The sequence below is a fragment of the Streptomyces sp. TBY4 genome (assembly GCF_024213195.1).
In the GTDB taxonomy this organism is placed as follows: Bacteria; Actinomycetota; Actinomycetes; order Streptomycetales; family Streptomycetaceae; genus Streptomyces.
The window spans coordinates 138,211-151,852 of record NZ_JANAVF010000002.1; the positions used below are offsets into that span (position 1 = coordinate 138,211).

A 13,642-nucleotide genomic window follows, 5' to 3' on the forward strand; every position below is an offset into this window, starting at 1 on the left:
CTCATTCAGGGCGTGCGGAGTTGAGCCAATGCCCCTGCGGATGCTTATCTGTGTCCTATCCATGTATCTACGGCGCCACGCAGCGCCGGACGGCAACGAGGCCGCTCCGGACCGTGGCGCCTTCGCCGTGCCCGTGCACCGCCCACCACCCCCGGGCGGACGCGGGTCCGGCGTGCTCCATCGCAAGGGGGGCGGCACACCGCCGTGAAGAGGATGTTCGTGGCTCCGGATCCGGGGCGGGCAAGACTCAGGAACGCGTTGCGGGCCGTCATGGGCGTCGCGCTCGCGGTGGCCGTGGCCGAGCTCTGCGGGCTCTCGCTCGTAGCGTCGATCACCGGGGGACTGGCGGCCCTGCTCGCCCTCTTCACGGTCACCGACTCCACCGTGCGCGCCCAGCGGGTGACCACCGCCCTGCTGCCGGCCGCCGGTTTCCCCGTCCTGGCCCTGGCCACCACCCTGCACGGTGTACCGCTGGCCCGGGACGCGGTGTTCGTCGCCGTGGTGTTCGCCGGCGTCTACGCCCGCAGGTGGGGGGCGCGCGGCCACGCCCTCGGGATCTTCGCGTTCATGAACTTCTTCGTCACCCAGTTCCTGCACGCCCGGCCCGCCCAGCTGCCCGAGCTCTACGCGGCCGTCGGCCTGGCCCTGCTGGCCGCCGGAGCGGTGCGGTTCGTGCTGTGGCCGCTCGAGCGGACCGTGCCGCCCGCCGCCGTGCCGCCCGCGGCGCCCGGGACCGGACTGGCCCGGCCGACCACCCGCCAGGCCTTCCAGGCCACCGCCGCCTGCGCGGTCGCGCTGGGCATCGGCCAGACCCTGTCGGAGGACCGCTGGTACTGGGCGGTCGGTACCGCCTGGTGGATCTTCGTCAACACCGCCTCGCGCGGCGAGACCCTGGTCCGCGGCTTCCGCCGGGTCCTCGGCACGGTGTTCGGGATCGGCGCGGGCCTGCTGGTCGCCATCCCGCTGGACGGGGCGCCCGCGCCCACGGCCGTCCTGGTGGCCCTCTGCGTCTTCGGGATCTTCTACACCGCCGCCGTGTCCTACAGCTGGATGATGCTGGCCGTGACCGTGATGGCCGGACTGCTCTACGGACTGCTGGGCGTCCTCGACCCGGGTCTGCTCGTGCTGCGCCTGGAGCAGACGGCCGTCGGCGCGGTGTGCGCCGGGCTGGCCGTCATCCTGGTGCTCCCGGTGACCACCCACGCCACCAACGACATGTGGATCCAGCGCGCCCTGCGCTGCGTGCGCGCCTGCACGGCCGAGGCCGCGGCCCGGCTCGCCGGCTCCCCGGTCGCCGACCCCGCGCCGCACGCCGCGGAGCTGGAGCTGTACCTGAGCCGGGTACGGCTCTCCCTGGCTCCGCTCGTCCACCCGCTGAGCCCCTACCGCGGCCGCAAGGCCCGGGCCCGCCGGGTGCTCGCGCTGCTCGACGAGTGCGCCGTGGAGGTCCGCGGGCTGGTCTCGGTGGCGGCCGACCCGGACGCGAGCCACGACGCCCGCCTCGCGGCGGCGTGCTGGCGCGTGGAGGCCGCCGTAGAGGCCCTGCTGACGCCGGAGGCGGAACGCGCCGCGGAGGCGGAGCGCCTGCCGGCCGCGGCGGTGAACCCCGTACGGGTCGCCGCGGAACCGGCGCTGGCGCATCTGCACGGTCTGGAGCGGCTCCTCGCGCAGCTCGACGGCCCGCTGCGCACCGCGTCACGCTCCCCGCTGGTCGGCGCCTGACCCCGGCGGCCCGGACGGGTCCCGCGCGGGGTCGAGGAATCCGGCCCTCGCGAGACTGAAGCCGAGTTCGGCCCTGCTGCGGCTCCCGAAGCGGGTCGAAGCACGTTTGATGTGGGCGCCGATGGTGCGGGTGCTCAGACCGAGCCGTTTGGAGATGGCCTCGTCGGTGTGGCCCCGCACCATGAGGGCGAGGATCGCCTGCTGGATCTCGTCGGTGAGCCGGGGAGGGCGGTGTCCCGTGGTGTCGAACTCGACGGGCACCGCCCGTTCCCACACGGCCTCGAAGGTCTTCGTGAGGAACTGGATCAGGCCGGGTTCGCGGACTTCCAGGGCGTACGCCTCCTGTCCGTTCGCGGCGAGCACCGCGATGAACGCGGCCGAACGGTCGCAGACGATCAGCCGCTCGAACCTCTCGCCCGCCGTCCGCACCTCGGCGCCCTCCTGGGTGATCCGCTCGATGTGGGCGAGCGTCGGGCCGTGCGCGCGGACCGTGTGGCCGTAGACCGTGCGCTGACGCACTCCCCGGCCGGCCGGGGAGAGATCGCGGGGCAGTACGCCGGCCATCGCGCCGGAGGGGCGGCCGCCCTCGGGGTGTGCGCTGAGCAGTTCCTCCGAGCAGCTCTCCAGGGCCCCCTGGACGGCGGTGGCGATCACCTCGCGGCCGACCAGCGGCTGCACGTGGGCCTTGTGGCGCTGGCGTTCGTGCCGGTAGACGGCGTCCATCGGGGAGAGGGAGGCGATCAGCGCGTCGAGCGCGGCCCGCTGGTCCAGGATGGCCCTCCTGATCGGCCGCGCGAGGGTGATCGCGGCGACCGAGGGCGGTACCGGGAGGTGCTCGGCGGAGCCCTCCACTTTCCGCAGCAGACCGAACCGGATCAGGCACTCCGGAACGGTCCCCGATAAACCGCCCTCCCGTAAGGCCCTTCGGTAGGCGGCCGCGCAGTCGCCGCAGACCGACGTGCAGCCGTCGATGTCGGGATGTGCGGAGTTGGTGTCCATCTGGGCCCCCTTCGTGTTCCGGCAATGCAAGATCAGGATGCCCCGGCCGGTTGGCCGCGCGGGAGGGGAACGGCAGGATCCTTCCTGCCTGGTGATCGCGAAATGGCCCACATGACGGTGGCGGGGGTGGCGACGGTGAAGCGAGACGATCGGTCCGAGCACGGGATTGCGCCGGCGGGAGCGACCGAGGCGCTGGACATGCTGGCGCGGGCGCGCAAGGCCATGGACGAGGCCTACGGCTCGGACGGACAACTGGCCCGGGTGGCCCTGCACTTGATCGACTGCGCCGCCGACGCGGCGGCCCTGCTCTCCGGCGGGGGCGGCCTGGAGACGGCCCGCGAGGCGCTGGGCTCCGCCCGCTCCGCGGTGGTCGCCGCCACCGTCGCGGTCCGCGTGGTCCACGACGAGACGCGCCTCTGACCCGACCTCGCGGATGGTACGTCGGCCCAAGTCCCGTCCGCAGGCCGATCGATGAAGATCACACGGAGGAGTGTTCCGGGCGCGCCTTCCGTACGCCGCTGACCTGCGGCGTGTACAACGGGTGATTGTTCATTGCACATTCATCCGGCATGGCGCCCGTACGCGGCGCGCGGGGTGGACCTGGTCGGACAGGGGGTAACCGCCCGGAATGGAAATACTTCAACAGCGCGCCGGCACCGCTCAGGTGTGGGAAGCGGCAGAGGAGTTCATCCGTCTGTTCCACAGGGAGCAAGCCGGCAGTGCGGACGCGGGTGATCCGCGCGAGCGGCTCGCCGCCGTACGGGCCGAGCTCGCCGAGACGGGCACGTACCGGCACACTCCCGAGGAACTGGAGCACGGCGCCCGCGTCGCGTGGCGCAACAGCAACCGCTGCATAGGCAGGCTGTACTGGAACTCGCTGCGCGTCCGCGACCGCCGCGGGCTCACCGACGCCGACGGGATCGCCGAGGAGTGCTTCGAGCACCTGCGCGAGGCGACCAACGGCGGCCGGGTCCGGCCCACCATCACGGTCTTCGCCCCCGACACCCCGGACCGTCCCGGCCCGGTCATCTGGAGCGAGCAGCTGGTCCGGTACGCCGGCTACGGCGACCACCCCTCGATAACCGTCGGCGACGCCCGCAACGCCGAGCTCACCAGCGCCCTGCTCGCGCTGGGCTGGTCCCGCGGCGCCGGCACCCCCTTCGACCTCCTTCCGCTGGTCGTGCAGGGGGTCGACGACAAACCCCGCTGGTTCGACGTCCCGAAGGACGCCGTGCTGGAGGTGCCCATCGAGCACCCCGACGGAGCGGCCGGCGGCGACGGCTGGTCGGACTGGGGCCTGCGCTGGCACGCCGTACCCGCGATCTCCAACATGTGCCTGGAGATCGGCGGCATCCACTATCCGGCCGCGCCCTTCAACGGCTGGTACATGGGCACCGAGATCGGCGCCCGCAACCTCGCCGACACCGACCGCTACAACCTCCTGCCCGCGGTCGCCCGCCGCATGGGCCTCGACACCGCCAGCGACCGTTCCCTCTGGAAGGACCGCGCCCTCGTCGAGCTCAACCGGGCGGTGCTGCACTCCTTCGACCGGGCCAAGGTCACCATCGCCGACCACCACACGGAGTCCCGGCGCTTCCTGACCCACCTGGAGAAGGAGGAGCGCAAGGGCCGTGACGTGGGCGCGGACTGGTCCTGGATCGTGCCGCCCATCTCCGGATCGGCGACCCCGGTCTTCCACCGCACGTACGAGGACCGGCCGAGCTCGACCGCCTACGTCCACCACCCCGGCGCCCAGGAACGGGCCCAAGGGCGGGACTTGGTCTAGACCTCCTGGTACCGTCGCTCACGACCGGATCCGGAACGGCTGAGAGGGGCCTCCCGTGGGCGACGCGGACAGTGGTGTGGGCGGTACGGACCGTACGGCCGACGGCGGCGGACACCTGGCCTGGATCGGCTCGTTCACCTCGGGGGGCGGCCGCGGTGTCACCACCGCGGCCGTGGATCCGGCCACCGGGGCGCTGACCCCGCTCTCGGCCACGGACGCCGTCCCGGACCCCTCGTATCTGGCCCACGAGCCCGTCACCGGCGTGCTCTACGCCGTCAGCGAGGCCGAACAGGGCGCCGTGGGCGCCTTCTGGACCACCTCCGTCGGGCTCGTCCCCCTCGGAGCGGCCGTCGGCGTCGGCGGCTCCGGCCCCACCCACCTCAGCGTGGCCGGGCGCAGGCTGCTGACCGCCAACTACACCTCCGGCAGCGTCAGCAGCCTCCCGCTCGCCGCCGACGGCTCGATCGGCGGGCCCGCCGCCGTACTGGCCCACGAGGGCTCGGGCCCCGACGCCGGGCGGCAGAAGGGCCCGCACGCCCACCAGGTGCTCCCCGCCCCCGGCGGCCGCTGGGTGCTCAGCGTCGACCTCGGCACCGACTCGGTACGGGTCTGCGCGCTCGACCCGGCCACCGGAGCCCCGGTGCTCCACTCCGAGACCGCGCTGCGCGCCGGGACCGGCCCCCGGCACCTCGCCTTCCACCCCTCGGGCGAGGTGGTCTACGTCCTGCACGAGCTGGAGCCGCAGCTGACCGTCTGCCGCTGGAACGGGGAGTCGGGCGAGCTGCAACCGGTCGCCGAGGTTCCGGTAGCCCCCAAGGGCGCTCCAGGGGCCGCCAGGCCCTATCCCTCGGCGGTCGTGGCCTCCTCCGACGGCCGTTTCGTCTGGGCGGCCGTCCGCGGAACCGACACCATCGCCACCCTCTCCCTCGCCGGCGGCGCGGAGAAGCCGCAGCTCACGGCCACCGTGCCGTGCGGGGGCAGCTGGCCGCGCGATCTCGCCGCCGACCCGTCGGGTCGCCGGCTGTACGCGGCCAACGAACGCTCCGGCGACGTCACCTGGTTCGAGGTGGACCAGGAGACAGGAGAGCCGCGCCGAGCCGGCTCGGTGGCCGTGCCGGCCGCCACCTGCGTGGTCTTCAGCTGAGGCCCGGCTGAGCGGTCCCGGCCGCACGCACGAGGGCCCGCGCCCCGGCTCGTCCGATTCGGAACGGTCCGGGGCGCGGGCCCTCGTACGTACGGCATGAGCCGGGGCGTCAGCGGGCGGCGGCGCCCTGCGGGATGCCGAGGGCGGCGGAGTACTGCGCCACGGCCAGCTTGCCCAGCGCGGGGTACGCGCCGAGCACCTCGGCGGCGCTGCAGCCGGCCTCCTTGCAGGCGGTGTCGAGGAGTCCCTCGGCGGCCTCCGGGCCGACCAGGTACGGGGCCAGCGCCAGCTGCGTCGAACCCTCGCGGCGCAGCTGGTCGGCGACGGCGGCCACCGAACCCTCCTCGTCCAGCGCGGCGGCCATCACCGGCACCGCGAGGCGGGCGGCCAGCAGCATGCCGGTGATGCCCGCGGCCTGCACGGCCTCCTCGCCGCCGGTGGTGGCCAGGACGATGCCGTCGGCGGCCGTGGTGACGCTGAAGAGCCTGGCCCGGTCGGCGCGGGCGAGACCGGCCTCGGACAGCCGCACGTGCAGACCCTCGGCGAGCAGCGGGTGCGGGCCGAGCGGGTCGGCGAGCTCGGCGGCGGCCGAGGAGTCCATCAGGGCCTGGCGCACGCGGCGCAGCAGATCCCCGTCGGGGCCGGCCAGCAGGGGAACGACCACGGCGTCCGGGCCGGTCGGCGCGGGCACCTCCTGCCCGGCGGCGCGGGCGGACTCCGCGCGCGCGGCACGGTCCTCGGCGACGGCGGTCAGCACGCCCGACAGGGACGGGAACTCGGTGGCGTCGTCACCGTCGAGGAAACCGACCCGGGCGTCGAGGCCGGGCAGCTCGGAGCGGCCGATGCTGATGATCTCTTCCGCGATCCCCCGCGAGGAGGCCGAGGGGGCACCGGGCACGGCGAGCACCAGCGCGGGCGCGCCCTCGGGCGCCACCGCGGGCTCGGGCCGGCGGTGCCGTCCGGTCTGGCGGGGTCGCGGCATTCGTACGGGCAGGCCATTTGCGGGCCCAGTGGGGGAGCTCATGGCGCCGCATGCTACTGGTTTATCGAAACAGGGTGTTCGGGCAGGGCCTTCTCCGGCGGCATCTGTCCGTATTTATCCGAGGAATGTCAGATACCGTTCAGCCCTTCGGTCACCCCGCGGCGGGGAGCCGCCAGTCCACGGGCTGCGCGCCCTGGCGGACCAGCAGGTCGTTGGTCCTGCTGAACGGCCTGGAGCCGAAGAACCCGTTGTCCGCGGACATGGGGGAGGGGTGCACCGACTCCACGGCCGGCAGATCGCCCAGCAGCGGCCGGAGGTTGCGCGCCTCGCGCCCCCACAGCACCGACACCAGGGGCTTGCCGCGGGCCGCGAGCGCGCGGATGGCCTGCTCGGTCACCGCCTCCCAGCCCTTGCCCCGGTGGGCGTTGGGCTTGCGCGGGGCGGTGGTGAGCGAGCGGTTCAGCAGCAGGACGCCCTGCCGGGTCCACGGGGTCAGATCACCGTTCCGGGGCCGGCCCGTGCCGAGATCGGCGTGCAGTTCGCGGAAGATGTTGTCGAGGCTCGGGGGCCACGGGCTGACCTCGGGGGCCACGGAGAAGGAGAGGCCGATCGCGTGCCCCGGCGTCGGGTAGGGATCCTGCCCGACGATCAGCACCTTCACCTCGTCGAAGGGCTGTTGGAACGCGCGCAGCACGTTCGCCCCCGCGGGTACGTAGGTCCTGCCCGCCGCGATCTCCGCGCGCAGGAAGTCGCCCATCGCGGCGATCTGCGCCGCCACCGGCTCCAGAGCACGGGCCCAGCCCGGCTCGACGATCTCGTTCAACGGTCGTGCTGCCACGATCGATCACTCTACTGGCCCAGTCCGCTGCCCGGTGCCACGCTCCGGGCCCGCGAGGGGAGCGCGGCACCCCACCGGCCTTCCGTTGTCGCTTCGATATCTCTTCGCAACAGGTTCGATTGCTCCAACTCCCCTGCTCCGGCGTCACATTCAACACTGATGACGTTCGAGGGAGACGGTATGGAGCACCACGAGGACCGCACGTCCGGCAGGTCCAGCACGCCCAGCACGTCCAGCACCTCCGGCTCATCCCGCGGGGGCCGCCCGGTCCGGCGCAGAACCCGCGGCAGACTCGCCGCCGCGCTGCTGGCCGGCGGGCTCCTGCTGACCGCCTGCGGCAGCGGCGGATCGAACCGCACCTCCGACGGGGAGTGGAAGGGCGGCGACTCCAAGCCGCGGCCGTCCGCCACCCGGCCCGCCGGGGAGCCCACGGAGGGGGAGAGCGACGGACGGCGCCCCACCGGACCGCCCGCCGACTACCTCTCCACCTTCGCGCTCGACGTGGACACCGCCAGCTACGGGTACGCCCGCCGCACCCTCGCGGACGGCAAGCTCCCCGACCCGGCCACCGTGCGCCCCGAGGAGTTCGTCAACAGCTTCCGGCAGGACTACCAGGAGCCCGACGGCGACGGCTTCTCCGTGACCGTGGACGGGGCCCGCACCACCGAGCCGAACTGGTCGCTGGTCCGCGTCGGTCTCGCCACCCGGGTCGGCAACGGCGGGGCGGACGGCGCCGAGGCCCGGCCGCCCGCGGCGCTCACCTTCGTCGTGGACGTCTCCGGTTCCATGGCCGAGCCGGGCCGCCTCGACCTCGTCCGCCACTCCATGGGCCTGATGACCGACGAGCTGCGCGAGGACGACTCGGTCGCCGTCGTCACCTTCAGCGGCAAGGCCGAGACCCGGCTGCCGATGACCCGGATCGGAGGCAACCAGGAACGGATCCGCGAGGTGATCTCCGCACTGCGCACCGCCGACTCGACCAACGTGGAGGCCGGGGTCACCCGCGGGTACGAGGTCGCGGTCGCCTCGCTGCGGCGCGGGGCCACCAACCGGGTCGTCCTGCTCTCCGACGCCCTCGCCAACACCGGCGCCACCTCCGCCGACACCATCCTGGACCGGATCGGCGAAGCCCGGACCCGGCACGGGATCACCCTGTTCGGGGTGGGCGTGGGCAGCGAGTTCAACGACGCATTCATGGAGCAGCTCGCCGACCGGGGCGACGGGCACACCACCTACGTCTCCGACAAGGAGGGCGCCCGCAAGGTGTTCTGCGAGGACCTCCCGGCGCAGGTGCAGCTGCGGGCCCGCGACGCGAAGGCGCAGGTCGCCTTCGACCCGGGGACCGTCGAGCGGTTCCGGCTGATCGGCTACGACGACCGCCGCGTCGCCGACGGAGACTTCAGGAACGACTCCGTGGACGGGGGAGAGGTCGGCTCCGGCCACTCCGTGACCGCCCTGTACGCGGTACGGCTGCGGCCCGGGGCCACCGGGCACCTGGCCACGGCGACGGTGCGCTGGCTGGACCCGCGCACCCGGGCGCCGCACGAGGAGTCCGGCCGGATCGAGGCGGCGGACCTGTCCCGCGACGTGTGGGGCGCGGCGTCCACGCGGCTTCAGGTCACCGCGGTGGCCGCCTACTTCGCCTCCGCCCTGCGCGAGCGCGACGGCGGCTGGGAGCGGGTGCCGGGCTCGGTCCCGCTGGGGACCCTGGCCGGGCACGCGGACCGGCTGGCCGGGAGCACCGAGGACCCGGCCGTACGCCAGCTGGCGCAGGCCGTGCACCAGGCCCGGGGGCTCACCGGCTGAGGGCCCGGACGGGCGGCTCGTACGGGAGGAGCGGGCGGGGCCGCCGCGGCTAGGGCAGCACGGCGGCCCGTACGCACAGGACGTCGGGGAGGTGTCCGGCCAGCAACTGCCAGCTGTCCCCGTCGTCCTGGCTGGCGTAGAGCTCGCCGTTGCGGTTGCCGAAGTAGATCCCGGCCGGATCCGCATCGTCCGTGCAGAGCGCGTCCCGCAGCACCGTCCCGTAGTGGTCCCCGTCCGGCAGGCCCTTCGTCAGGGGCTCCCAGGTCGCGCCGGCGTCCCGGGTCCGGAAGACCCGGCAGCGGTGCTCCGCCGGGACCCGGTCCGAGTCGGCGTTGAGCGGGAAGACGTAGGCGGTGCCGGGCCGGTGGGGGTGGGCGGCCACCGCGAAGCCGAAGTCGGAGGGCAGGCCGGCTCCGATGTCGGTCCAGCGGGTCCCGGCGTCGTCGCTGCGGTAGACGCCCCAGTGGTTCTGCAGGTACAGCCGGCCGGAGTCCCCGGCGTCCTGGGCGATCTTGTGCACGCACTGGCCGAACTCGGGGTTCGGATCGGGCAGGAACACCGCCGAGACCCCGCTGTTGGAGGGGGCCCAGCTCGCCCCGCCGTCCGTGGTGCGGAACACCCCGGCCGTGGACACCGCCACCGTGACCCGGTCCGGGTCGCCCGGGGTCGTGATCACCGTGTGCAGGCCCTCGCCGCCGCCGCCCGGGACCCACTGGTCCCGGGTCGGGTGCTCCCACAGGGGGCGGACCAGCTCGAAGGACTCGCCGCGATCGGCCGAGCGGAACAGCGCGGCCGGTTCGGTGCCCGCGTAGACCACGCCGGGGGCCTCGGGGCCAGCCGGATGGAGCTGCCAGACCCGCTCCAGGGAGGCGCCGGTGTCCTCGGGAAACTTCACCGCCGCGGCGGCGGGCTCCTGCCAGGTCGCGCCCAGGTCGTCGGAGCTGAAGACGGACGGCCCCCAGTGCGTGCTGTCCCCGGCGGCCAGCAGTCTGGTCGCGCCGCCGCGCCGGTCGATGGCGACGGCGGAGACCGCCTGGGCGTTGAAGTGCGGCTCGTCGAACTCCCAGGTGCCGCCGGCGTCCCGGCGGCCGATGAACAGTCCCTTGCGGGTCCCCGCGAGCAGTACCACGTCGGTCATGGCCGACACCTCCGGACGTCTTTGTCCTGCACGGCAGCTTTTCCGCCAGTCTGCACCCGACCACTGACAGCGGCAGGTCGCCGCGCACGGGACCGCCCGCCCGGGCCACTCATACGAAAGGTCTCGTACTACGAGAGATTTCGTAGTACGGTGAATCTCGTACTTAGCGGCCGGTTCCCCGGCGCGCTTCCAGTCGCTTCTGGGAGATCCCTGATGAGTGCTGCCCCCGCTTCCTTCGCCGCGCTGTTCCAGCCGTGGACCATCCGCTCGGTCACCTTCCCGAACCGGGTGTGGATGGCCCCGATGTGCCAGTACAGCGCCGAGGCCTTCGGCCCGAACGCGGGCGTGGCCACCGACTGGCACTTCGCGCACTACGCGGCCCGCGCCACCGGCGGCACCGGTCTGATCATCCAGGAGGCCACGGCCGTCGCCCCCGAGGGGCGGATCTCGCCGTACGACCTCGGCATCTGGAACGACACCCAGGTCGAGGCGCTGCGCCGGATCACCTCCTTCATCACCGCCCAGGGCTCGGTCCCCGGCATCCAGCTCGGCCACGCCGGCCGGAAGGCCTCCACCGACCGCACCTGGAAGGGCGGGCTGCCGGTCGGCCCCGAGGCGCACGGCTGGCTGCCCAGCGCCCCGAGCCCCGTGCCGTTCTCCGAGGGCCACCCGGTCCCGCACGAGCTGACGGTCCACGAAATCCAGGACGTGGTGGAGCAGTTCGCGGCCGCCGCCCGGCGCTCGCTCGCCGCCGGCTACCGGGTCGTCGAGATCCACGGCGCCCACGGATACCTGATCGGCGAGTTCCTCTCCCCGCACAGCAACAAGCGCACCGACGCATACGGCGGCTCCTTCGAGAACCGCACCCGTCTCGCCCTCGAAGTCGTCGATGCCGTACGGGCGGTGTGGCCCGAGGAGCTGCCGCTGTTCTTCCGGATCTCCGCCACCGACTGGCTGGAGGAGGACGGCTGGACCGCGGACGAGACCGTCCGGCTGGCCGGGCTGCTCCAGGAGCACGGAGTGGACCTCCTCGACGTCTCCACCGGCGGCCTCGCCCCCGGAGTGACGATCCCGGTCGGCCCCGGCTACCAGGTGCCCTTCGCGGCCCGGGTCAAGGCCGAGACCACCCTCCCGGTCGCCGCCGTGGGCCTGATCACCGAGCCGGGGCAGGCCGAGAAGATCCTGGCCAACGGCGAGGCGGACGCCGTCCTGCTGGGGCGGGAGCTGCTGCGCGACCCGTTCTGGGCCCGCCGTGCGGCGGCCGAGCTCGGCGCGGAGATCCGTACGCCCGAGCAGTACCACCGCTCCTGGTGAACCGGTGCGGCGCGGGGACGGGGGTCCCGCGCCGCCTCCGCCGTCCGGCTCCGCTCCTACGATGGTTCTCGTACGATGGAGACGCATACGGCATCGTGGCAGCGCGGCATCACCCAGCGAGTGGAGTACGGACATGACGGAACGTGACGCGGCCCGTGTCCTCGCCCACCCCGAGGCCGCCGAGATCCGGCTCGAAGGGGTCCTGCACGCCCTCTCCGACCCGGTCCGGCTCTCCATCGTCCGCGACCTCGCGGCCACGGAAGCCGAGCTGGCCTGCTCGTACTTCGAGCTCCCGGTCACCAAGTCGACGACCACGCACCACTTCCGGGTCCTGCGCGAGAGCGGTGTCGTGCGCCAGTGCTACCGCGGCACGGCCAAGATGAACGGGCTGCGCCGCGCGGAGCTGGCGGAGCTGTTCCCCGGGCTCCTCGACGGGGTCCTCGCGGCGGCCGCCGCCGAGCAGGCGCGCGACCGGGGCTGACAGGGGCCGGTGGCATCGGTCCCGAGCCCGGGCGGGGCGATCAGTCCGTGCCGCCCGCCGCGGCCAGTAGGCCCGCCCAGTCGGGGATCTTGACGGAGCGTCGGCCCAGCGAGCGCCCGAGGTCCGCCTCCGCCGTCTCGATGGCCAGCCACCCGGGCCACCGCACCGGTCGCAGCCCGGCCTCCCGCAGGGCCTCCAGCGGGTCCCGCTCCCGGTCGCGCCGGGCCAGCGCCCCCGCGTCCTGGAGCAGGGAGGAGGCCGTCTCCTTCGCGCAGGGCCGGTTGGTGCCGATGACCCCGGTCGGGCCGCGCTTGATCCAGCCCGCCACGTACTCCCCGACGGAGGCGCGGCCCGCCCTGAGCACCCGGCCCGCCGCGTGTGGGACCGTACCGCGCCGCTCGTCGAAGGGCAGTCCGTCCAGCGGCACGCCCTGGTAGCCCACCGAGCGCAGCACCAACTGCGCCGGGACGTCCTCGTAGACCCCCGTGCCGGTCACCCCGCCGCGGCCGTCGGGGGCGGTCCGCTCGAAGCGCATCCCCGTGACCCGGCCGTCCGGTCCGCCGAGCACCTCCACCGGGCGCAGGAAGAACCGCAGCGCGATCCGCCGGTCCCCGCCGCTCGCGGGAGCCGCCGCCCAGCCGCGCAGCACCTCCACGTTGCGCCGGTTGACCGCGGGCAGGGCCGCGCCCGGGTCCACGTACGCCGGGTCGAGCGCCAGCTCCGCCGGGTCGGCCAGCGCGTCCACGCCCGGCATCGTGCCCAGTTCGCGCAGCTCCTTGGTGGTGAACTTGCCCTGCGAGGGCCCGCGCCGGGCCACCATGTGGACCGAGCGCACCGCGCTGGCGCCGAGCGCGCCCAGGGCCGGCTGCGGCATGTCGGTGGGGGCCAGTTCCGGCACGCCCCGGGCCAGGATCCGCGTCACGTCCACCGCCACGTTCCCGGCGCCGACCACGATCGCGGAGTCCACCCCGGGCAGCCCGAAGGCCTCGGCCGCGGCATCCGGATGGCCGCTGTACCAGGCCACGAAGGCCGTGGCGGAATGCACCCCGGCGAGGTCCTCGCCGGGGATGCCGAGCATCCGGTCCCGGGCCGCGCCGACGCAGTACACCACCGCGTGGTACAGCTCCAGCAGCCGGGCGGTGGGCAGGGCCTCCCCGCCGACCTCGACGTTCCCGAGGAAGCGGATCCGCTCGTCCTCCAGCACGGTGCGCAGGCTGCCCTGCAGGGACTTGATCTTCTCGTGGTCGGGGGCCACCCCGTAGCGCACGAGCCCGTACGGAGCCGGCAGCCGGTCGAGGACGTCGACCCGGATCCCCGGCACCTCACGCTGCTGTACGAGTGTCTGTGCGGCGTAGACCCCGCTGGGGCCCGATCCGACGACGGCGATACGAAGCACGGCGGAGCTCCTCCCGCAGGTGTTCCCAGCATGACA

General features: G+C 74.0%; 12 protein-coding genes. 7 read left to right on the forward strand and 5 right to left on the reverse strand.

Going from position 1 to position 13,642, the window contains the following annotated elements; genetic code table 11:
- Positions 1 to 213 precede the first annotated feature (213 nt).
- Complete coding sequence (locus NLX94_RS04950) at positions 214 to 1,722, forward strand: FUSC family protein (protein WP_254381860.1); 1,509 nt, start codon at positions 214 to 216, stop codon at positions 1,720 to 1,722.
- On the opposite strand, the gene NLX94_RS04955 is transcribed toward NLX94_RS04950, so the two are convergent.
- A complete protein-coding gene (locus tag NLX94_RS04955; RefSeq protein ID WP_254381343.1) occupies positions 1,696 to 2,721 on the reverse strand; it encodes a LuxR family transcriptional regulator in 1,026 nt (341 codons plus the stop codon). The two genes, NLX94_RS04950 and NLX94_RS04955, sit on opposite strands and share 27 nt — an antisense overlap.
- A 135-nt stretch (positions 2,722 to 2,856) precedes the next feature.
- On the opposite strand from NLX94_RS04955, the gene NLX94_RS04960 reads away from it, so the two are divergent.
- The 3 genes from NLX94_RS04960 (at position 2,857) to NLX94_RS04970 (ending at position 5,651) form a co-directional block, all read left to right on the forward strand.
- Complete coding sequence (locus NLX94_RS04960; protein ID WP_254381344.1) at positions 2,857 to 3,141, forward strand: hypothetical protein; 285 nt, start codon at positions 2,857 to 2,859, stop codon at positions 3,139 to 3,141.
- Positions 3,142 to 3,349: 208 nt separating this feature from the next.
- On the forward strand, positions 3,350 to 4,507 hold the full coding sequence (locus tag NLX94_RS04965) for a nitric oxide synthase oxygenase (protein WP_254381345.1): 1,158 nt from the start codon (positions 3,350 to 3,352) through the stop codon (positions 4,505 to 4,507).
- 76 nt (positions 4,508 to 4,583) lie between these two features.
- Positions 4,584 to 5,651, forward strand: a complete 1,068-nt coding sequence (locus NLX94_RS04970) for a lactonase family protein (protein WP_254381861.1) — start codon at positions 4,584 to 4,586, stop codon at positions 5,649 to 5,651.
- Between the two features lie 109 nt (positions 5,652 to 5,760).
- On the opposite strand, the gene NLX94_RS04975 is transcribed toward NLX94_RS04970, so the two are convergent.
- A complete protein-coding gene (locus NLX94_RS04975) occupies positions 5,761 to 6,675 on the reverse strand; it encodes a sirohydrochlorin chelatase (RefSeq protein WP_254381346.1) in 915 nt (304 codons plus the stop codon).
- A 109-nt stretch (positions 6,676 to 6,784) separates the two neighbouring features.
- Entirely contained in the window at positions 6,785 to 7,471 is a 687-nt protein-coding gene (locus NLX94_RS04980) for a uracil-DNA glycosylase (protein WP_254381347.1), read from the reverse strand.
- A 159-nt stretch (positions 7,472 to 7,630) separates the two neighbouring features.
- Between NLX94_RS04980 and NLX94_RS04985 the strand changes: the two genes are divergently transcribed.
- Entirely contained in the window at positions 7,631 to 9,277 is a 1,647-nt protein-coding gene (locus NLX94_RS04985) for a von Willebrand factor type A domain-containing protein (RefSeq protein ID WP_254381348.1), read from the forward strand.
- A gap of 49 nt (positions 9,278 to 9,326) precedes the next feature.
- Here NLX94_RS04985 and NLX94_RS04990 read toward each other — a convergent pair whose 3' ends face one another.
- Entirely contained in the window at positions 9,327 to 10,415 is a 1,089-nt protein-coding gene (locus NLX94_RS04990; RefSeq protein WP_254381349.1) for a sialidase family protein, read from the reverse strand.
- Between the two features lie 213 nt (positions 10,416 to 10,628).
- Here NLX94_RS04990 and NLX94_RS04995 point away from each other — a divergent pair, with 213 nt between their 5' ends.
- Positions 10,629 to 11,729, forward strand: coding sequence for an NADH:flavin oxidoreductase/NADH oxidase (locus tag NLX94_RS04995; protein WP_254381350.1), 1,101 nt, complete (start codon positions 10,629 to 10,631; stop codon positions 11,727 to 11,729).
- Between the two features lie 133 nt (positions 11,730 to 11,862).
- A complete protein-coding gene (locus tag NLX94_RS05000; RefSeq protein WP_254381351.1) occupies positions 11,863 to 12,210 on the forward strand; it encodes a helix-turn-helix transcriptional regulator in 348 nt (115 codons plus the stop codon).
- A gap of 40 nt (positions 12,211 to 12,250) precedes the next feature.
- On the opposite strand, the gene NLX94_RS05005 is transcribed toward NLX94_RS05000, so the two are convergent.
- Positions 12,251 to 13,606 carry an FAD-dependent oxidoreductase gene (locus NLX94_RS05005; RefSeq protein WP_254381352.1) on the reverse strand — a complete coding sequence of 452 codons (1,356 nt, stop codon included), beginning with the start codon at positions 13,604 to 13,606 and terminating at the stop codon, positions 12,251 to 12,253.
- Between the last annotated feature and the right edge of the window lie 36 nt (positions 13,607 to 13,642).

Excerpts from the sequence above, each read along its gene's own strand:
- NLX94_RS04950 (WP_254381860.1), top strand. The coding sequence starts at position 214 with ATGTTCGTGGCTCCGGATCCGGGGCGGGCAAGACTCAGGAACGCGTTG.
- NLX94_RS04955 (WP_254381343.1), bottom strand. The coding sequence starts at position 2,721 with ATGGACACCAACTCCGCACATCCCGACATCGACGGCTGCACGTCGGTC.
- NLX94_RS04965 (WP_254381345.1), top strand. The coding sequence starts at position 3,350 with ATGGAAATACTTCAACAGCGCGCCGGCACCGCTCAGGTGTGGGAAGCG.
- NLX94_RS04975 (WP_254381346.1), bottom strand. The coding sequence starts at position 6,675 with ATGAGCTCCCCCACTGGGCCCGCAAATGGCCTGCCCGTACGAATGCCG.
- NLX94_RS04985 (WP_254381348.1), top strand. The coding sequence starts at position 7,631 with ATGACGTTCGAGGGAGACGGTATGGAGCACCACGAGGACCGCACGTCC.
- NLX94_RS04990 (WP_254381349.1), bottom strand. The coding sequence starts at position 10,415 with ATGACCGACGTGGTACTGCTCGCGGGGACCCGCAAGGGACTGTTCATC.
- NLX94_RS04995 (WP_254381350.1), top strand. The coding sequence starts at position 10,629 with ATGAGTGCTGCCCCCGCTTCCTTCGCCGCGCTGTTCCAGCCGTGGACC.
- NLX94_RS05000 (WP_254381351.1), top strand. The coding sequence starts at position 11,863 with ATGACGGAACGTGACGCGGCCCGTGTCCTCGCCCACCCCGAGGCCGCC.